Annotated in this window: 16 protein-coding genes; 9 read left to right on the top strand and 7 right to left on the bottom strand. The window is 34.6% G+C overall.

Annotation, left to right across the window (positions count from 1 at the left end):
• Nucleotides 1–25: 25 nt before the first annotated feature.
• The 7 genes from BN1354_RS01995 to BN1354_RS01965 all read right to left on the bottom strand — a co-directional run bounded on the left by BN1354_RS01995 (nucleotide 26) and on the right by BN1354_RS01965 (nucleotide 10507).
• Nucleotides 26–862, bottom strand: a complete 837-nt coding sequence (locus BN1354_RS01995; protein WP_053826079.1) for an ROK family protein — start codon at nucleotides 860–862, stop codon at nucleotides 26–28.
• Nucleotides 863–901: 39 nt separating this feature from the next.
• On the bottom strand, nucleotides 902–2569 hold the full coding sequence (locus tag BN1354_RS01990) for a RagB/SusD family nutrient uptake outer membrane protein (protein ID WP_053826078.1): 1668 nt from the start codon (nucleotides 2567–2569) through the stop codon (nucleotides 902–904).
• Between the two features lie 31 nt (nucleotides 2570–2600).
• A complete protein-coding gene (locus tag BN1354_RS01985; protein ID WP_197271956.1) occupies nucleotides 2601–5690 on the bottom strand; it encodes a SusC/RagA family TonB-linked outer membrane protein in 3090 nt (1029 codons plus the stop codon).
• Nucleotides 5691–6274: 584 nt separating this feature from the next.
• The gene (locus BN1354_RS01980) at nucleotides 6275–7228 is read right to left on the bottom strand and encodes a DUF6198 family protein (protein ID WP_053826077.1); all 954 of its coding nucleotides are present in this window, start codon (nucleotides 7226–7228) and stop codon (nucleotides 6275–6277) included.
• A 156-nt stretch (nucleotides 7229–7384) separates the two neighbouring features.
• Nucleotides 7385–9232 carry a heavy metal translocating P-type ATPase gene (locus BN1354_RS01975; protein WP_053826076.1) on the bottom strand — a complete coding sequence of 616 codons (1848 nt, stop codon included), beginning with the start codon at nucleotides 9230–9232 and terminating at the stop codon, nucleotides 7385–7387.
• Between the two features lie 102 nt (nucleotides 9233–9334).
• Nucleotides 9335–10144, bottom strand: a complete 810-nt coding sequence (locus BN1354_RS01970) for a CPBP family intramembrane glutamic endopeptidase (RefSeq protein ID WP_053826075.1) — start codon at nucleotides 10142–10144, stop codon at nucleotides 9335–9337.
• A gap of 138 nt (nucleotides 10145–10282) precedes the next feature.
• Nucleotides 10283–10507 carry a heavy-metal-associated domain-containing protein gene (locus tag BN1354_RS01965; RefSeq protein WP_045089931.1) on the bottom strand — a complete coding sequence of 75 codons (225 nt, stop codon included), beginning with the start codon at nucleotides 10505–10507 and terminating at the stop codon, nucleotides 10283–10285.
• A 413-nt stretch (nucleotides 10508–10920) separates the two neighbouring features.
• Between BN1354_RS01965 and BN1354_RS01960 the strand changes: the two genes are divergently transcribed.
• The 9 genes from BN1354_RS01960 to BN1354_RS01920 all read left to right on the top strand — a co-directional run bounded on the left by BN1354_RS01960 (nucleotide 10921) and on the right by BN1354_RS01920 (nucleotide 19669).
• A complete protein-coding gene (locus tag BN1354_RS01960; protein ID WP_045089932.1) occupies nucleotides 10921–11973 on the top strand; it encodes a L,D-transpeptidase in 1053 nt (350 codons plus the stop codon).
• Between the two features lie 54 nt (nucleotides 11974–12027).
• On the top strand, nucleotides 12028–12711 hold the full coding sequence (locus tag BN1354_RS01955) for a murein L,D-transpeptidase catalytic domain family protein (RefSeq protein ID WP_082331516.1): 684 nt from the start codon (nucleotides 12028–12030) through the stop codon (nucleotides 12709–12711).
• A 143-nt stretch (nucleotides 12712–12854) separates the two neighbouring features.
• Complete coding sequence (locus BN1354_RS01950) at nucleotides 12855–14039, top strand: NAD(P)/FAD-dependent oxidoreductase (RefSeq protein WP_053826074.1); 1185 nt, start codon at nucleotides 12855–12857, stop codon at nucleotides 14037–14039.
• Between the two features lie 52 nt (nucleotides 14040–14091).
• Nucleotides 14092–14523 carry an SRPBCC family protein gene (locus BN1354_RS01945; RefSeq protein ID WP_053826073.1) on the top strand — a complete coding sequence of 144 codons (432 nt, stop codon included), beginning with the start codon at nucleotides 14092–14094 and terminating at the stop codon, nucleotides 14521–14523.
• 50 nt (nucleotides 14524–14573) lie between these two features.
• A complete protein-coding gene (locus tag BN1354_RS01940) occupies nucleotides 14574–15677 on the top strand; it encodes a Gfo/Idh/MocA family protein (RefSeq protein ID WP_053826072.1) in 1104 nt (367 codons plus the stop codon).
• A gap of 4 nt (nucleotides 15678–15681) precedes the next feature.
• A complete protein-coding gene (locus tag BN1354_RS01935; RefSeq protein WP_053826071.1) occupies nucleotides 15682–16932 on the top strand; it encodes an APC family permease in 1251 nt (416 codons plus the stop codon).
• 161 nt (nucleotides 16933–17093) lie between these two features.
• On the top strand, nucleotides 17094–17522 hold the full coding sequence (locus tag BN1354_RS01930) for an RrF2 family transcriptional regulator (protein WP_045089936.1): 429 nt from the start codon (nucleotides 17094–17096) through the stop codon (nucleotides 17520–17522).
• A 181-nt stretch (nucleotides 17523–17703) separates the two neighbouring features.
• Nucleotides 17704–18321: a YceI family protein gene (locus BN1354_RS01925; protein ID WP_082057381.1), complete on the top strand. Its 618-nt coding sequence runs from the start codon at nucleotides 17704–17706 to the stop codon at nucleotides 18319–18321.
• Nucleotides 18322–18352: 31 nt separating this feature from the next.
• Nucleotides 18353–19669 carry a hypothetical protein gene (locus BN1354_RS01920; RefSeq protein ID WP_074010715.1) on the top strand — a complete coding sequence of 439 codons (1317 nt, stop codon included), beginning with the start codon at nucleotides 18353–18355 and terminating at the stop codon, nucleotides 19667–19669.
• Nucleotides 19670–19716: the final 47 nt, after the last annotated feature.

Below are 19716 nucleotides of genomic sequence, written 5' to 3'. Positions count from 1 at the left end.
TTTAATTAATTCAAAACTCTCATTTCTATTCTATGCACAAAGCACCTGCTCCCAATACACCAATATTCTCAAGATCAGAAGTTAGTATCTTGATTTTATCAACTGTTTTAGGATATGGAAAATCTTTTAAATTTTTAAACATTATATCTTTAAAAAGATCAAAAGATTTTGCAATTGATCCTCCAAAAATAATTGCCTGAGGGTCAATGATCAGAAGTATGATTTTAATAAGTACTGAAATATGTTGCCCATATAAATTGTAAATTTCAATTGCTTCAGAATCACCATTCATTGCACGTATAGCGAGTTCATGAGCCGGCTGATTTGCAGTACGAAGAAAAAATCTACTTCCACAATAATCTTCAAGGATTGAATCCAAGTATGGTATTTCTCCGAATTCACCGGAACCACAATTTGAATCTTTTAAAAGGTGGCTGTTTTGAATAATACCTCCACCTACACCGGTTCCCAATGTAATACCTACAAAGTTTTCGAATTCATGGCCTTGACCAAATACTTTTTCTCCATAAGCAAAACAATTTGCATCATTGTCTATATAAACAGGCAATTTAAATTCAGACTCCAGTATATCCTTTAAAAAAACCTCATCCCAATTTTTAATATTCTGTACATTATAAACTATTCCCTTTTCCCTGTCTACTACACTGGGAACCCCTATTCCGATGGCTCTTGTATTGGAATCCAATAATGACTCAATTACCTTTTTCACAACGCCTAAAGTTACCTCTCCGCCAATTGCAGCATTTGAACTCATATATAATTGCTCAACTATTGAGTTCCCCTCAATCTTACCACCTACAATAGATGTTCCACCAATATCAATACCAATAATATTATTCATAGATATTATTATTTACATTTATTTTAATTCATAATTATATTAAAAACCAGGGTTCTGTGGCATCTCCTTCGTGAGGTTTGCATCAATCACAGACTGAGGAATTGGATATAAAGTATCCCTCGGCGAAAGATTCTGCCCTCCATTATTATTATATGCCATTGTACGTTCAAGGAATTTTCCTGTTCTCAGTAAAGTCCATCTACGATGTTCCTCAAGAAATAGTTCACGTGACCTCTCATCCAGTATAAAATCTATATCAACCTGATCAGCAGTAATTTCACTTGCATTAGAGCGTCTTCTAATTATATTAATTGTATTTGCAGCATCTTCAATTCTGCCTAATTTATATTCAGCTTCAGCTTTTAATAAATATGTGTCTGCAAGTCGAAGATAAACCTGATCCGTATTCATATATCTTTCATTCATATTTTCCGGGTCTACACCTTCAGCTTTCCTTGAGAATGGCCAATCAAACCTTGCCCTTGTTTCATATGTTATATCCGGATCCCATGAACACCATATGGTATCACCATAGTTATATCCTGGAGGGAGGTTGTCTGCAGGATAGGGAGCATTAGTCTCAGCATCACCCAGAATATAGAATTTTCTGATTGCATGATGCGAGAATCTATCATCCTGCGGTTCATAATTATCAAGTGCCCATTTAGTGAAAGTAAATCTGGAGTACCCTAATCCTCCACGCTCATAAGTATGAACTAACGGTCTGACACCATTAACTGATAAATTCCAGAATCTGCTCAAGTGAATTCTCCGAATCATACATTCTCCTCCACCTGTTACTTTAAGTGCAAACTGGAAAACCCACAAAGCTTCAGTATTTCCTTCCTCACGATTAGTATTTCCTTCCCAGAACATGTCCATATAAGGAACTCCCGGTTGTGAGCTTCTTACACCATATCTTTGTGTAACCAACTTATACTCAGGAGTATTAATTGCAGCATTTGCCCATTGCAAAGCCTTATCAGGTTGACCTATAGTTAAATACATTTCTGCAAGATAGTGCTGCACTGCTCCTTTTGAGATTCTTCCTCTTACCGATGGCTCAACTTCAATATAGGGTTCTGCACTTAACAAATCCTCTATAATTTGATTTCTTACTTCATCTACAGAAGTCCTCTCCCAGTCAGTCTTTATTGTAGAACCTGATGATTCAACCAGAGTTAACGGAACATCACCCCACCCGAAAGACAGATGCCTATAAGCCCAAGCCCTGATTGCACGAGCTTCTGCAATTACCCGAGCTTTGTTCAGTTCTTCTGATTGATTACCACCAGACCAGTCAACATCCTCTTTTTCTGCCTGATTAATAATTGTATTTGCTGCATTAATCACATTATATAACCAGATAAATACATTTTCATTTTCTTCATTGAACGGGTTATTGTTATTTTTCCAAAGCATTGCGGTCATTATATACCCAATATCCTGGTGATTAACTGTAGCATTATCGGTTCCAAACATAAACATACTTCCCATCATTGAGTGGCTGCCAAACGACTCCTCTCTTTCTCTTCTAACTTGAGCATAAAGGCCATTCAACCCGGCATCAAACCCTGCATAATTTGTATATAAAGTCTCAGAAGTAATTAGATGAGGAGGTTTTTCCATTAATAAGTCATCATTACATGATGAAATAGTTATTAATGAAATTATTATAATGGATATTTTAAATATATTTTTTTTCATAATTTCTAATTTTTAATAAAAAAACTTGTACTTAAAAATCAAAATTTAGTCCAAATACAAACTCTCTTTGCAGAGGGACTTGTCTTTGGCTATCAAGTTCAGGATCTAATCCTCTCCACTTGGTAAATGTTGCTAAATTCCTACCAGTAATGAAAAACCTCATATTATCCACTAAACTTCTGTTAAGCACACTCTTTGGCAATGTGTAAGAGAGAGATATATCTTTTACTCTGATAAAATCGGCTTTCTCATATATCACTCCTAATATACCAGACATCCTTTCTGCATTCAGTTCATTGGTTACCCAATCATTAGTTGGATTCTCAGGTGTCCACCAGTTTTTATTTATTGTATTTCTTCTTACATCTGCCCATGTTTCGTCGGTCATCAACGTGTTTTCTTTGGTTACTCCGTGTACTCCATGTATAAATATATTCAGGTTAAAACCTTTATATCCAAAATTATTAGACAAGCCCCAAATCACTTTCGGATCACGCTGACCTTGAATTCTCTTGTCTTCTGCACCTAACACTCCATCATTATTAAAGTCTTTTAGTTTAACAAAGCCAGGTTTTGTACCCCATGCAGTTGCTTCGTCAGCTTCACTCTGCTGCCATGTTCCACCCCAAACAAAGTCGTAATTTACTCGTATGGGTTTCCCTATAAACCACGCATTTGCCACATCATCGATCTCATTTCCGGATTCATCTATTTCTCCATATAAGGATAATATCTTATTATCATTATATGCTATATTACCTGAGGTTGACCAGGTAAAATCTGAATTAACAATATTTCTTGACTGGATAAATAGCTCTAAACCTCTGTTTGCAGTTTCTCCAATATTTTGAGTAATTGATGTGATTCCATGAACAGCAGAAATACTTCTGTTTAATAACAGGTCTGTAGTATTGGTCTTAAACCAGTTTAAATTACCAACAATTCTATTCCTGTAAAGTCCAAAATCTAACCCAAGATTGAATGTTTTTGATGATTCCCAACCTAGATTTTCTTGTCCAAGTCGACTGGGTATATACCCTGCAACAGTCTGTTTGTTAGAAACCATATTGTATTCAGAAAGTCTTGATATTGACTGATATGCACCTACTGCCTGGTTTCCGTTAAGACCATATGAAGCTCTTAATTTTAATTCACTGAATGTTTCTTTCCATGGAAAAAATTCTTCATTATGCATATTCCATCCTAATGCAGCTGAAGGAAACAGACCCCATTTTGAATTAGACCCAAATCCTGAATAACCATCTCTTCTGCCTGTTAATGTGGCTAGATATTTATTATCATATACATAGTTCAACCTTAGCATTTGTGACATTAGCACGGTTTTATTATATGAGAAATCCGGAACAACCTGAACAGCTTGTGCTGAAGAGTACCATTTAAGAAAATCGTGAGGGAATCCATTAGCTTCCATTTCATTAGAAGAATAGCTGCTATTTTCATAACTCGCAACAGCTGTAACGAAAAGATTGTTTTTACCAAATTCCCTATTATAGGTAAGTATATTTTCTATTACAGTATTATTACTCTTTGATCTTTCGGTCTCTGCCACTCCTTTTGCTTCTAGGCCTATTTTGGTATCCCTACCCATGTAGGTTGCCTCATCTGAAAATCTTGCAGTAAAACCTGTATTTAATCGATAACTCAAACCTGATATAAAAGGAAAATCAATTATGAGATAGTTATTTGTAAGAACTTGGTAAGATTTATCAATATTGTCATATAGAGTCATTTGAAGAGGATTTCCAAAATAATGATCATCATCCCAAATATATATTGCAAGTGAACCATCTTCTTCATAAGCTTTAGTAAGCGGATTTGTTTGAAAAAGATCTGACATATCTGGCCCCAGCCCACTCTTATCATCATATGAAATCTGAGTTCTTGAACCTAGTGTCAGCCAGTCCACAACTTTTGTGTCTATATTAATCCTTGAAGTTACACGCTTATAATCATCGTTTACAGCCAATCCGGTAACATCCAAATAACTACCTGAGATGAAAAACTTTGTACTGTTGCTTCCTCCTGAAACAGATAAAGTATGTTGCTGTGTTGCTCCATTTCTTAAGCCTTCATCCATCCAGTTTGTCCAAGTACCTGATTCATAAATATTTCTCTCTGACTGGGTCATTGCACCCGAGAAGCGTTTCATTTTAAAATCATAAAATTCTGCCCCATCCATATAATCAGGTAAGAAAGCAAAGCGCTGATGAGAGTAAAAACCATCGTAAGTGATTTTCACCTTTCCATCTACTCCCTCTTTTGTTGAGATCAAAATAACTCCGTTAGAACCTCGTGAACCGTAAATTGCGGCAGATGAAGCATCCTTTAAGATTTCAATAGATCTAATATCATTTGGATTTAAATCTGAGATAGATCCATTATAAGGTATTCCATCTACAACAATCAAAGGTGAGTTATCTGCCAGAATTGAGTTACGACCTCTGATCATTATTACTTCATTGGGATCTGCACCAGAAGAAGAAGTTTGAATCATAACACCCGGAATAGATCCCTGTATAGCCTGTGCTATATTAATATTTGGTGTATTCTCTAATCTCTCTCTGGGTATTGAAGCAACAGTTCCTGTGATATCACTCCGCTTTTGAGTACCATATCCAACCACTACAACTTCATCAATTAAAACCACGTCGTCTCTCATTATGATATTATAGGTAGATTGACTACCAACCAGTATCTCCTGAGGGGCCATACCTACAAATGAAAACTGTAGAATCTCATTTTCTGCAACATCAGATAAAGAAAAATGACCGTTGATATCACTTATAGTTCCAGCTGATGTTCCTTTTACAATTACAGTTACTCCTGGTAATAACTCTCCATCAGAATCAGTAATAGTACCCGAAACTGTTTTCCTTTGTTGTTGCACAGCTTCAATTAAAAGAAGGTTCTTATCGCTATCTTTTATTACATTATTTAATTTAAAATTGTTATCTAGCTTAATATTATCAGCATACCCTGCACTTACAGTTGTAATTGAGAAGCAGGTAAAAAGAAAAAAAGTTGCAGTTCTAATAATCACCATATAAAGATTATACGGCTTTTTCCTTGATGTGACATCACCTGAAAGATTATTACTCATACATTTAAGATTTTATTTTGTTAATATAGAGGATCTTACAATCACCATCACCATGGGTTATCGAGAGTTATCAAGTGGACTAATCAGACTCTATTCACCCTTAAATTTGCTTATCAGGCACACAGGAGACAAATCAATGTTATATTTAATTGAACTTAAATGTGTTTTAAATTAGTTTCTACAAACTAATCTCTTTGTATCATAGTTTGCAATTTGTTAGATTCACAAATGCAACAGTAGTAGAGTAGATATTTAAGTTAAAAATGCAATTTATTGCAATTATTCCTCTGCTTATCTAAACTGACATTTCTAAATTAAATTTCAGTTTTCACTTTCAATTTCTATGTTTTACAACCTTTTACTTTTAAATAAGCTGTACCGTATTTTATAAGTTAATTTTAGTTCACATTGCAAACATAAATAAAGTTTTTTTAATTGCAACTAATTTGTTGCATTAATTTTTAAATTTAACATTGTTGCAATTTATTGCAGAATTAAACGGTTGTTATTATGGATAAAACTACAGAAGTATTTAGTTATCAGACTTAAGTATTCCGGCTTTTTCAGCTGCCTCAATTATCATATCAGCTGTAGCCTCTATCCCAAACAGCATTTGGAGGAATAACCTCATTAATGTAGGAGTAATTACTATTGTATAATTTATCAAGCAAACCATTAGGTAGTTTCTGTTCATGTTTTTCTACATACTCTGGTGTAAAGCCACTCGCAATAGAAGTAAGATCTATAATTTTACTATCATAAAATCCAACTCCTAGCTTTTTTGCAATTATTTCACCAACTGCATGTCCCCCACTTCCATACTGACGAGATATTGTGATTACAAAATTGTCAGTTATCATATATGGTTGAGTAACGTACTCAATTGCTTTTTCGGGTTTTAATATCTTATCAAGGAAAAGTATTCTTTTTTGATATATATTAGCTATTGTACCCACAAACAGTGCAGCCAATATTGTTCCTTCGCGTATTCCTTCCAGTTTTCCATAAAAGGTAAATGCCAAAATAACAGAAATAACAACAAACGAAGTGTCTATTTCAACTTTAGTCTTTCCGAAATTGATATCATAAGCTTCAGAAATTACAAGTGTGAGTCCTTCTCCGGGAAGATAACCCACATCAGCTTTCAATTCAAGAAAAATACCAAATGCCATTATAAAACAGCCTAAGATTACCGTAATGATCTGTAGAATATAGTTATTAGGATCTAACGACTGCGTCAGATATAGATTCAAGTCGATAGAAAAACCCAGTAGAAAGAGTAATGGAATTTGAACAAGCTGATTAATACTTGATTTTTTCTTAAGGATTATCACCTGTATTAGCACCATGATTAGATTTATAATAATGGCGAATGTACCCACTGTTATATTAGGTAATATCAGATTTAATACGTAGGGTATAGAAGAAATAGGACTTGTACCAAGATCCGATCTAATTGTTAGTGCAACACCATTACCAATTAAGAGTATTCCTGCAATTAAAATCAGAATACGCAAACCTATTTTAACTCTCTTCATAAATCATTGAAACTTGATAACCTTAAAACAATATTTAAAAATAACGGGCTTCATAACCTAATTCCATAAGAATTCACTATTATTTTCGTGAAGGTATGAGGGACCTCACAGTTCACACAAAAATATTAAAAAACAGGCAGATAAAAAAATAGCAAGTTACAACTTATACCCAAGCAGTCTCATGCCATTCAGTATTACAACCAATATACTTAATTCATGTACAAGCATTCCTACAGACATGCTAACCCAGCCACTAAACAATAACCCGGTAAATAACACCAAGACTACTCCAAGAGCGATAACAATATTTTGTTTCATATTCCTGGATGTTGCTTTTGTCAATCCTAGAGCATGAGTTAGTCTGCTAAAGTCTGAATTCATTAAAACCAGATCCGAAGTTTCTATAGCAACATCTGTACCGCTTCCCATGGCAATGCCTACATTGGCTAAAGCGAGAGAGGGACTATCATTAACACCGTCTCCGATGAATGCAACAATCTGACCTTCAGACTGTAGCTTATTAATATAGGCTGATTTATCTTCGGGCAACATATCTCCATATGCTTCGGAGAGACCAAGTTCACGACTAATCACATCAACTGCACCCTGATTATCCCCTGAAAGCATAATAAGATTTTTAACTCCCATCTTTTTAAGTCTGCTAAGCTCTTTCTTAACTCCAAACCGTATTTGATCTCTTATCCCTATCAAAAGTTTTAGTTTTCCATCAACAGATGTAAGAACCAGCGAATTGCCTTTCTTTATCAAACGGTCAATATCTGCCATTACATTATCACTTAAAGTGACATCTTCTTTTTCCATTAGTGATATATTGCCAACTGCAATCCTTTGTCCGTTAATGTTGGCTACAATTCCCCCACCCTTAACTACCTCTGTATTCTCAACATTATGTAATTCTATTTCACCTAACTCATTGAGAATCGCTTTTGCCAGTGGATGATCAGACTCACGCTCAATACTGGCAAGATAGCTTAGTACCATGGCAGAATCTTCTGTATAGTATATCGTTTCTGAGACAGAAGGATCCCCAACAGTCAAAGTACCGGTTTTATCAAAAACCATGCTATTAACCTTGCTAAACTCGGTGATAACCTCACTCCCCTTCAACAGTACACCGTGACGGGCACCATTACCAATTCCGGCAACATTAGATACAGGCACACCTATCACTAATGCCCCCGGGCATCCCAGTACCAATAAGGTTATAGCCAGCTCTATGTTATTGGTAATAATCCACACGACGAATGCAAGAATAAGTACAACAGGTGTGTAATATTTAGAGAATCGATCAATAAACTTTTCAACTTGCGACTTAGAATCCTGAGCCTCTTCAACCAAATCAATGATCCTTCCAAACGTGGTATCCTCACCTACTCTGTCAGCAACTATCTGAAGAGTACCATTTTCTAAAATTGTACCTGCATAAACCATTGAATCCTTCTCTTTATTTACGGGCAATGATTCACCTGTTATACTTGCTTCATTTATATAGCCTTCACCGGAAATGACTCTTCCGTCTACCGGAACTTTTGCTCCAGTTTTTACAAGCAGCAGATCTCCCTCATTAACATCATCCACTTCTATCTCAATAAATTCACCATTCTCTATCATCTTTAAAGCACTTTCAGGAGCCATATCGGTAAGCTCTTTAATAGCAGAACGGGTATGTTTTAAAGTACGTTGTTCAAGATAAGCACCGAAAAGGAATAGGAAAGTAACAATTGCTGATTCTTCATAATTCTGTATAAGAAAAGCTCCAATCACCGCTATTGTGACCAGTACATCTATACTTACTACCTTTATTCTAATAGCCTGATAAGCTTGTAGTGCAATTGGGAGTGCACCAATTACAGTGGCTATAACCAGAGACCAGGTGAACAGATACAAATTATCAACTGTCCATTTACTTATGAAAGCAGTTGTAATAAGGATAGCACTCAAAAAGGTAATGAGATTCTTATTTTTAAATATAAAACTTTGCATACTACTATTATTTAATATGCAAAGTTAGGTATGGCAAAAGGTTATATATGTCACATAAGAGACATCTGAGTTTATTATTACATTAAAAAAAACACCTCGCTTTTATACTTTTTTCCTTAAAATTATAAAACCGATAATTATAACAGAGCATAACACAGCTGTGTAATATATATAGTATTGAAGAGATTCTTCCAATGTCATTTCAGGGAAAAGCATACCGCGAATTGTTCCAGAGGAATTCATACTTAAATGTATGAAAATTGCAATGCTTAAATTACCTAACGTGTTGTTATATGCCCAGGTATAGATAAAACTCGATGCTATAACTGCTATAAAAAAGAGAACAACCAATGGTATTGTTATAGTAAATCCACTGATTGCTGTTCCGGATTTTGCGAAAAATAGTGGGGCATGCCATAATGCCCATATGAATCCAACAAGTAAACTGGATTGTATAGGTTTAGATTTTGGACTTAAAATAGGCAATAAATATCCTCTCCATCCAATTTCCTCTGCTAATGGGCCAAATACTATTGGTACTATAAATACAATCGGAAGCCATGGCAGAAGTCCATAATTTACATCTCCTATACTACCGTCGAAAAGTACATATAAAACAAATGCTAAGCTATATATGAACGGTCCTACCAGTAAACTTATAATTATCCATCGTTTTTTTACACTTTTTAGTCTGAACCTTGAAAACAACTCTTTTATTCCTCTTTTACCTTCAAGGGCAGCTGTTAAGAGAATTGCAGTAATTGTAGGACTATACGCTCCTATGAAAAAAAGTAATAAAACTAAAGGTGCCGATTCAAAAGGACTAGACTCTATTTTGTCAAGTATTTGCAACCAGGCGGCCCACGATATTGCGTAAGTAATAACTATAAAAAGCGCCAGTTTCTTATTCATATCTGTTTGTTTTGGAGTGATACAAGAAAACTATTAAAACAAAGATATAATTAAAAATTTATTTATTTTATGAACAAAAACATGATTTTTCTCTTTGTTATATCGCAGATATTTAATAAATTGGCGCTTATAAACAGATTAAACTTTAGATTTCTCTATTTTATAACCTAACCTGGAAATGGATTTTTCTATTTTTTCTATTGACACTTTTTCTTCATCATAATTTACTTTTGCTTTGCTGGAATTAAACATCACTTTAACGCTTTCCGGATCAATTCCATCAAGACCCTTTAATGCACCCTCTATCTTCTGTATGCAAGATGGGCAGGTAAGTGTTTCTAGTTGTAAAGTAACTGATTTCATATTTTATCCTTTCTTTAATAATTAATTCTTAATACGAATCTCTATTTTTTTTGCAATACAAAGTTAGGTACTACAGGGAGTGAAAATTGTCACCATGGCGACACTGATCAACACTTCGGTTTAATTAACATTTTCTATGCTTTATATACAAATCAGACACCAAAATTAGTCTGACCAAACTCTTTATTAATCCTGTATTATATAACGAATATAAGAGCCAGATAAGAACTAAATAAGAACCAGATAAGAGTCAGTTAAGATTCTAGTTGGAGATAAGTTTATCTGTTATAACAAATATATCTGATGCTATTATAGATATTCGCAACAGCAAAAGTTGTGTCAATCTATATGAACATTATAAACAAATTCATGTTTTAATTTTAAAAATCAAATAGAATTTCAAAACCAGTTGTATGAGAAAACTGTTTTCTGTTCGCATAGATACTACCTCAATAATTTTATACCTGTTCACATTCCTGATTTTTACCGCATGTAATGAATTTAAAAATGACTCTGAAGGTATTATAGATGATTTTATATCAGTTACAGACTCAATAACTGAAGTAGTAGAAACAGTCAAGATATTATCTGCATCTGACATCAATTTAACTAAAGAGATTCAGTTTGAGAAATATATACTTGATGATCAGTATGAATATGAGGATACCATAAGATATTTTCAATGGAATAAAATAAAAGAAAAAATCGCTCACATTGAAAATGAGATCAACATAAACAGCGACTCAAAAAAGTTTGTGGTTTTCAGTAATTACAAAAATATGAATGGTGAAGCCCCAACTGTTCCAGACTTTGTAAGGAATGAATACAGGAGAGTATCAGATCATTATGGTATAGAACGATACCAGTCAGTACCTCTTTACAGTATTCAAGGAGATACAGTACTTGTACGTTATGGCAGAGATGGCTGGATAGCAAAAATTATTGATAATGATACAACAGAAATGATTAGAGTAAAAGGTGTCTCATTTGATGGAGAATATCTTATTCCTAACCGCTATTTGATAAACTGGGGCGATAGCATTAAAATCAATCAAGTTATTGCTGTAGATGTAACTAATCAGAATATTTCTGTTATAGAAAAAAGAGATAATACCTGGAATATACTAAGTATGAATCCGGCAACTACCGGAGTTCATAAGCCTCCATATGCTTCAGAAACCCCAATTGGCATATTCGCAATACAGGATCAAAAAGAGAAGATGTTCTACACAAAAGATGGATCAAATGAAATTGCAGGATATGCTCCATATGCATCCCGATTTACCAATGGAGCTTACATTCATGGAGTTCCTACCCAATTACCCCAAACCAGGATAATTGAATGGAGCAATACACTTGGCACAACACCACGCTCACATATGTGTGTGAGAGTTGCTTCATCGCAGGCGAAATTTGTATTTGACCTTATAACTGTGAAAGAGGCAGTTGTTGTTGTAATTGATTAACATTTTAGTTTATGAAAAATAGTATATTTGGGAACAATTTTCTCGAATTAAACTATGCGTACAGTTCTAATTTCTATTATATTTACTATAATATCAGCTTTCAGTTTCCCTATAGGAAAGGATATCCCCGTATATGACTATTTAGTTGAAAAGTATCAGTTTGATGACACTGAACTATTATTTCAGCAAATGAATCTTGAAGGATTGATTGATTTTAAAGCCTTTGAATCAGCATATTCCGGTTATAAAAAGTTAAATAAGGATAATAATCCTCTGCTCACTATAATCAATTACAATTTACCCTCTACTGATAAAAGATTGTACGTTCTGGATCTTAACAGAAAAGAGGTTCTGTTTGTATCATATGTTGCTCATGGCAGAAACAGTGGCGATAACTTTGCAACATCTTTTTCAAACAAAAGTGGATCCTATAAAAGTTCACTTGGTTTTTACAGAACTGCTGAAACATATAATGGGGGTAACGGATTTTCTTTGAGACTTGACGGTCTCGAAAAAGGAATAAATGATAAAACCAGACCACGTGCGGTTGTTATCCATGGAGCAGATTATTGCAGTGAGGATTTCATCAGATCAACTGGTAGGCTAGGACGAAGTTTTGGTTGTCCTGCACTGCCTCAGGAGTTGAATAAACCAATTATAAATACAATAAAGGATGGTTCAATCATCTTTATCTATGCTGATAAGTCTGAATATTTCACTTTAAGTGAAGTTGTATAGATTCTTTAAACTTTCTGATAGAACCAAATCTTTCAAGTATCTGTACCTCTTATAAACTGCTCATATGTTGAACAAAAACCATATTAAAGCGGTTTAATTTACAACATACAAAACTGTGTGTAACTCCTTAATCCGGCAATTCTATGGAAAGAGGCGGTCATTTAGAAAGTATTTGGCAAACCGAGGTAAAACACTACGGTCAGGAAAACATTAATTCAATACCAGATTCCGATATTTTAATCGTAGGTGCGGGCATCACAGGAATTACAACTGCACTGATGCTTCAGAAAAAAGGGTTTAAATGCATTTTGGTTGAAGCCGGCAACATGGGTTATGGCTCAACAGGAGGATCAACAGCTCACATAAACAACTACTTTGAGACACCGTATTATAAGGTTATCAAAACATACGGTCTCGACTCAGGCAAATTACTTGCAAAAGCTGCTAGGGAAGCAAGTGATATTATTAAGGATAATATAAATATTTACCAGATTTACTGTGATTATGCGATCAGAAATGGATATCTGTTTTCATTAGATGAAAGACAGGATGATGAACTACAAAATATAATCGAAGGAAATCATTTGGTAGGAATTGATGCTATCGAGACTAATACAAACCCTTTTAGAATACCATCTGTAAGAGTTATTGAAATTCACAATCAGGCACAATTTCATCCATTAAGATATTTAAGAATACTGCTCAAGGAGTTTGTACATTCAGGTGGTATGTTTTTAGAAAATTGTTCGGTTACTTCTAGTATTGTTGAAAATACAATTATCGTTGCTGACTCCAGCAAAGGTCCTATAAACTGTAAATATCTGATTTATGCCAATAATACACCTCCAGGTGATAGTATTTTAAACAAATATATCACCCCTTATATTCGTTTTGCCATGGCTCTAAAACTTAAAAATGGATATTACCCAGAAGCTATGGCTTACGATATGTTTGAGCCACACCATTCATACAGATCTCACACTCTTGATGAAAACGATTTTTTAATTGCAGGGGGTGAAGATAATATAGCTGATAGCTTAAATAACTCAAATAAAAGCTTTGAGAAACTTTATAAAAACCTTAAACTATATTTTGATATAGAAGAAATTGTATATAAATGGAAGACAAAACTTTATAAGAGTAAAGATGGTTTGCCATATATTGGATATTTGCCGGGAAATCATCAAAATGTGTTTTGTGCAATAGGTTACGGTGGTGATGATATAATTTTAGGTACAGTTGCAGCTATAGTAATTTGTGATATAATAACATCCGGAAACAGTAAATATGAGCAACTTTTTTCACCTGAAAGGATTTTAAAACATTGATTTACCTATAGAGCAATATTATTATATAATTACATATTAATACTTATGCATTATGTATAAAAAAGAAATTACTATAAAAAGGAGTGCCGAAAAAGTTTGGGAGGCACTAACCCACCCCGAGAAAATGAAAAAATGGTATTTCAACATATCAAATTTCGAAGCAAAAGAGGGTGAGATTTTTGATTTTGTTGTCTCCATAACTGATGAAGAAGGAGTACATGATTTTCGTCATCTGTTTAAAATTGTTGAAGTTATACCAAATAAAAAATTGAAACATACATGGGAGTATCCAGGTTACAGCCCGGGAATTTCTACTCTCACATGGGAACTGACGCCTGAAGGTGAGTCAACTAAAGTTTTATTAAAACATGAAGGACTCGAAAATATAACCGACGAAGATAGCAGGTATTTCTCTAAAGCAAGCTTTACTGCCGGATGGAATGATATTCTAAAAGAGATGAAAGAAAATTTGGAAAAGGAATAATAATATTATCTTCGCCATCTTACTAATAAATACATTAAAATAGAGAAAACATGAAGATCACTACTCTAATTCTGATTTTATTTACTCTTCTTTGCATTCAACCATCCAGTGCGCAATCGCTCGATCCTGTAAGAATAGGAATTGATGGATTATCTCATGATCACGTACATGGAATATTAAACAATTATCAAAAACGTAGCGACATACAGATAGTTGGGATTGCTGAGTCAGATAAAAAGAGAGCTAAAGAGCTTGCTGACAGATATGGATTTGATCTCAGTATGGTATATGATGATCTGCAAACTATGGTAGAAAAGACTAAACCAGAGGGGGTAGTTGCTTTTAATTCAATCTATGATCATTTGAAAACAGTTGAAGTTTGTGCTCCCAGAGGAATACATGTGATGGTTGAGAAGCCTTTGGCTGTAAGTGCTGAACATGCTGAAAAGATGAAGAGATTAGCCAGGGAATTCAATATTTATCTTTTAACAAATTACGAAACAACTTGGTATCCGACTATTTATAAAGCTTTTGAAATGGCTGTTTCAAATAATGAAATTGGCGAGATTAACAAGGTTATGATCAACGATGGTCATAAAGGTCCGGTTGAAATTGGTTGTTCTCCTGAATTTCTTGCCTGGCTAACTGATCCTGTATTAAATGGTGGTGGAGCTGTAACTGATTTTGGATGTTATGGTGCAAATATTATGACATGGATTATGCAAAATGAAATTCCTGAAACGGTTACTTCAGTTTTGCAGACAATAAAACCTGACATCTATCCAAATGTAGATGACCAGGCTACAATTATTCTAACATACCCTGATGCACAGGCAATAATTCAGGGATCATGGAATTGGCCTGTTGATAGAAAGGATTTAACAATTTATGGAAAAGATGGTTATGTAGAAGCATCTGATCAACATAACCTTGAATTCAGGCTAAATCGTTCTGCTCCTAAGCAGGAACTGAAAATTACTGATTTTCCACTGGAGACAAATGATCCTTTTAGTTATTTCTCAAGCGTAATAAAAGGGGAGATTAAAGTGAAAAACACCGACCTTTCATCGCTTGAGAATAATATAATTGTTGTAAAGATATTGGATGCCGCAAAGAAAAGTGCTGCTGAAGGAAAGACAGTTACTTTGAAATAATGAAATGGGTGAACCCAAAGAACTAATTAGAGCACTTACATTAAAAGACGCAGTTGGCGTTGGTTTAGGGGCCATAATTGGTGCCGGCATTTTTGTTGTAACCGGTGTAGCGGCGGGTGTAGCTGGTCCATCTTTTATAATTGGACTATTTATCGCAGGTCTGATTGCTGCTTTTAATGGTTTAAGTTCTGCACAACTGGCTGCTGTTTACCCGCAATCAGGTGGAACGTATGAATATGGCTATAGACTTTTAAATCCTGCTTTTGGTTTTTCTGCAGGCTGGATGTTTTTAATAAGTAAACTGACAGCTGCTGGTGTTGTAGCTATAGGATTTGGGAGCTATTTCTACCAGTTGGTTCCGATTTTATCTCCATTAAAATATTCAATTATTGCTGTAGTAATACTTACAATTGCAAATTACATCGGAATAAAAAAAGTTGGTAAATTAAACCTGGCTATTGTGAGTATCACATTGCTAACGCTTATATACCTGATTTTTAGCGGAATCACATTAATTAATACAGAAAATTTTATTCCGTTTGCTCCATTAGGCATTTCAGGAATTGCAGAAGCTTCAGCTTTACTTTTTTTTGCATATACTGGTTATGCCAGAATTGCCACACTTGCTGAGGAAGTTCGGGATCCAAAGAAAACTATTCCAAAGGCAGTTATAATAACTATAGTTTTAGCTATCACACTTTATATTTCTGTTTCTTTAATCGCTGTTGGGGTTATTGGTACAGAAAAAATGGCTGACAGTAAGTCACCTTTACAGATAGTTGCAAATTCCCTATCTACTCCGTTAATTAGTACCATTGTAACTATTGGAGCTTCAACAGCAATGTTAGGTGTATTGTTGTCTCAAATATTAGGCATAAGCAGAATGATGCTGGCCATGGGAAGAAGAAATGATTTACCTGCAATATTTAAAAGAATACATCAAAAATACCATGTTCCACACATAGGAATTTTAATTACTGGAGTAATTATTGTATTGCTAACTATTATCGGATCTTTTGAATTTATAGTTAGAGCAGCTACTTTTAGTATATTGTTGTATTACAGTATAACAAATATTGCAGCTCTGAAACAATCGCCGGAAAAACGAATATATAACAAAGTAATTCCAATATTGGGATTAACCGGATGTTTAACTATGTCTGTTTCATTGCCAATTAATGTTATTATTAAGGGAGTTGTACTGCTCCTGATAGGATTTATATTCAGATTCTCACTACATAAGTTGAAACGGTAATGAAATTACCATTTTATCTTTTATATTTCAATTTAGATTAATGCACCAACCATAAGTTTTAATAAATTAGTATCACATTTAACCTATAATATTGTTAATTTTCATTCTTATATTTATATTTGAATATTAATCTACTATTTTTGTTTATTGTTTTAAATAGGATGAAAGTAAACACTAAAATAAGGTATGGACTACGGACAATGATTGAAATTGCCGACTGTCAGCACAATGAGGGTATCCTTCAGAAGGATATCGCTGATAAACAGCAAATTTCAGTCAAATACCTGGACTACATCATCGGCGCTCTTAAACTAAAAGGCTTGATTAGAAATGTAGGAGGAAGAGGGAGTGGTTACGTTCTTGCAAAGCCGGCTTCTGAGATCACAATGCTGGATATCTATACTGCATTTGAGCCTGTGATGGTTGTACAATGTATCTCAGATGAATCATTCTGTGAACGCACATCGTTGTGTTGTAAAGCAAATTTGTACTGGAAACATTTTCACAAACAATTTGTAAAGATCCTTTCTGATAGTAATCTGGAACAGATTATGCAGGAAACCAAAGAGGATTGTGCAATATGCGTTTAGATTTTTTTTGTCTATTCATCCTACTAAAACTATAGCATAAAAGTATAACTAATTTAAAAATCACTATATACAAATATTTTAAGAATACTTTGAATCTCTTGGAGGTCAACTGTATTTACTAATCACAGCAATTCTATAGGATTAAAATATTACTAATTACTAAACTATTTTACACTTAATTATGAAGACGATTTTATCAAATGGCCTAACCAGATCTTTATTTTTACTAATGTTCATGGCAACAGTAGTAATTGCTCAGGCACAAACACTTTCTATTAAATCTTCAACCGTTACTATTAACGGAGAGACAAATGTTAATCACGATTTTAAGATTAATGCGACTAAAGTAAATGGCAAAATGACAATTGCAAACAATCGCCCTGAAACACTCACAGTGGAGATTCCTGTAAAGTCTCTTATCAGTGGAGAAAATCTGATGGACAAGAAAACTCATGAAGCTTTTAATGAACCTAAGAATCCGACAATCTTATTCAACATGACCGAATTAAATTCAATTCAGGTTACAGGAGATAATATTGCTGTAACAATCACAGGGAATCTTAGTTTTAGCGGTGCCACCAAAAAGGTTACACTAAAAGCAGATGGAAAAACTGCAAGTCCGGGAGTTTATACATTTGAAGGTTCACTACCGATAAAGATGAGCGATTATGGTATGAAGCCACCCACAGCAATGTTAGGCACTATGAAAACTAAGGATCAGGTTACAGTTAATTACAAAGTGACCTTTGAAGGAGCCGCAGTTGACTTCGACACAACAGCTTACACACAAAATAAATAATAAAAAAATCTAATTAAAACATTAAATGAATATGAAAAAAAGAAGTCTCCTGGCTGTAGTTGCTTTATTAACTACCTGCATTGCTTTTGCTCAATTACGTCCAACTAACAAGGATGGTATTAACATTTTTGAAACACCTAAGACAGATACAGAATTTAAAGGTTTGAATGTGAAGATAGGTGGTGCACTTACACTTCCCTACTCTACACTTGATCACAGCAACGCACATGGAGAATATGTGAGTGATAATGACCTTACACTGGTCCCTCTGACTAATAACTTTGGGTTACCACAGGCAAACCTATTTATTCAGTCTAATCTGTCAGATGGAATTTACCTGAATTTTGAACTTTACCTGGCATCTCGCCACCATAACGAAACATGGGTAAAAGGTGGTTTTCTGCAATTAGAAAAAATGCCTTTCCTCACCTGGGATTTTGTTGATGATATTATGGAAGTTACTACAATTAAAGTAGGTCAGTTTGATGTTAATTATGGAGATGCACATTTTCGTCGCTCAGATGGTGGTCTTACTTTCTACAATCCATTTATGGAAAACCATATCATGGATGAATTTGCAACAGAGATAGGTGCAGAGGTTGACGTTCATCTTGGAGACTTCACTCTTGTGGGTGCAATTACTAACGGACAGCTTAATCCTTCATTACAGAAGATTGATACGACTCTGGCTGCAAACAGATACTCTAATGGCAAGATGAATCCCGCTCTGATTGGAAAGCTGGCTTTTGACAAGCAGATTAATGACCAGTTTCGTCTTAGAGTAAGCGGATCAGGTTACTACACTGCTGGATCTTACAGAAACACTCTATTCAGTGGTGACCGTACCGGTTCAAATTATTACGGAGTTATGTATCATGTTGCACCAGGAACATCGGCTTATACAAATGGTAGATTTAGTCCGGGTTTCGGAGATAAGGTAAAAGCTGTGATGGGAAACTTATTCTTAAAGTATTCACCTGCAGATGGCGTTTCGTTTGAATCATTTACTACTCTGGAACAGGCAAAAGGACGCAGTACAAGTGAAAGCGAACTTAGAGATGCAAATCAGTTTGTAACCGACTTAGTAGTACGTTTTGGTGCAAATGAACAGTTTTATGTTGGTGGACGATACAATGTGTTAAAAGCTGATATGGCATCAGCTGGAGAAACTCCTGCCTATAAAGCGGATATTAACCGTACTGCAATTGCTGCAGGTTGGTACATGACCAAAAACATTATGGCTAAAGTAGAGTATGTCAAACAGAATTATGATGGTTTCCCAACTAACAGCATTTATTCTGATGCAGAATTCAATGGATTGACTTTGGCTGGATCAATAGCATTTTAATTAACATTAATAAAGGTATACCAAACCGGTATTTACTACCGGTTTGG

The organism is Lascolabacillus massiliensis (genome assembly GCF_001282625.1).
GTDB lineage: Bacteria > Bacteroidota > Bacteroidia > Bacteroidales > Dysgonomonadaceae > Proteiniphilum > Proteiniphilum massiliensis.
This window is presented reverse-complemented; position numbering and strand designations above follow the sequence as displayed.

Excerpts from the sequence above, each read along its gene's own strand:
- BN1354_RS01995 (WP_053826079.1), bottom strand. The coding sequence starts at position 862 with ATGAATAATATTATTGGTATTGATATTGGTGGAACATCTATTGTAGGT.
- BN1354_RS01990 (WP_053826078.1), bottom strand. The coding sequence starts at position 2,569 with ATGAAAAAAAATATATTTAAAATATCCATTATAATAATTTCATTAATA.
- BN1354_RS01985 (WP_197271956.1), bottom strand. The coding sequence starts at position 5,690 with ATGAGTAATAATCTTTCAGGTGATGTCACATCAAGGAAAAAGCCGTAT.
- BN1354_RS01980 (WP_053826077.1), bottom strand. The coding sequence starts at position 7,228 with ATGAAGAGAGTTAAAATAGGTTTGCGTATTCTGATTTTAATTGCAGGA.
- BN1354_RS01975 (WP_053826076.1), bottom strand. The coding sequence starts at position 9,232 with ATGCAAAGTTTTATATTTAAAAATAAGAATCTCATTACCTTTTTGAGT.
- BN1354_RS01970 (WP_053826075.1), bottom strand. The coding sequence starts at position 10,144 with ATGAATAAGAAACTGGCGCTTTTTATAGTTATTACTTACGCAATATCG.
- BN1354_RS01965 (WP_045089931.1), bottom strand. The coding sequence starts at position 10,507 with ATGAAATCAGTTACTTTACAACTAGAAACACTTACCTGCCCATCTTGC.
- BN1354_RS01960 (WP_045089932.1), top strand. The coding sequence starts at position 10,921 with ATGAGAAAACTGTTTTCTGTTCGCATAGATACTACCTCAATAATTTTA.
- BN1354_RS01955 (WP_082331516.1), top strand. The coding sequence starts at position 12,028 with ATGCGTACAGTTCTAATTTCTATTATATTTACTATAATATCAGCTTTC.
- BN1354_RS01950 (WP_053826074.1), top strand. The coding sequence starts at position 12,855 with ATGGAAAGAGGCGGTCATTTAGAAAGTATTTGGCAAACCGAGGTAAAA.
- BN1354_RS01945 (WP_053826073.1), top strand. The coding sequence starts at position 14,092 with ATGTATAAAAAAGAAATTACTATAAAAAGGAGTGCCGAAAAAGTTTGG.
- BN1354_RS01940 (WP_053826072.1), top strand. The coding sequence starts at position 14,574 with ATGAAGATCACTACTCTAATTCTGATTTTATTTACTCTTCTTTGCATT.
- BN1354_RS01935 (WP_053826071.1), top strand. The coding sequence starts at position 15,682 with ATGGGTGAACCCAAAGAACTAATTAGAGCACTTACATTAAAAGACGCA.
- BN1354_RS01930 (WP_045089936.1), top strand. The coding sequence starts at position 17,094 with ATGAAAGTAAACACTAAAATAAGGTATGGACTACGGACAATGATTGAA.
- BN1354_RS01925 (WP_082057381.1), top strand. The coding sequence starts at position 17,704 with ATGAAGACGATTTTATCAAATGGCCTAACCAGATCTTTATTTTTACTA.
- BN1354_RS01920 (WP_074010715.1), top strand. The coding sequence starts at position 18,353 with ATGAAAAAAAGAAGTCTCCTGGCTGTAGTTGCTTTATTAACTACCTGC.